Origin of the sequence: Microbacterium sp. GbtcB4, assembly GCF_019091465.1 — a bacterium.
Lineage (GTDB): Bacteria > Actinomycetota > Actinomycetes > Actinomycetales > Microbacteriaceae > Microbacterium > Microbacterium paraoxydans.
The window spans coordinates 1-230 of the sequence record NZ_JAGXJJ010000738.1 but is presented as its reverse complement, the minus strand read 5'-3'; the positions used below and the strand labels follow the sequence as shown (position 1 = coordinate 230).

1 pseudogene is annotated in these 230 nt (G+C 67.8%); it reads right to left on the bottom strand.

What is annotated here, in order from left to right:
• A pseudogene (locus KVS71_RS19455) lies at window positions 1-230 on the bottom strand (hypothetical protein); the annotation flags it as partial.

The following is a 230-nucleotide window of genomic DNA, read 5'->3' as shown; positions in this document are numbered from 1 at the left end:
CGGCGGGGATCGCGCCGAGCCCCATGAAGTCCCGTTCAGACCAATCGCGAGCGACTTCCTCGCCGAACTCCTCCAGCGTCATCGCCATCGACTCGGCGTCCTTGGTCAGCGGGTCAGCGGAGCCGTTGGCCCGCTTGTACGGTGCGAGCACCTCTGCGTATGCGCATTGGCCCGTCTCCGCGACGTAGAACGTCTGGCCCGGAACGGCGTAGCGGTTCCACCCGTCGCCC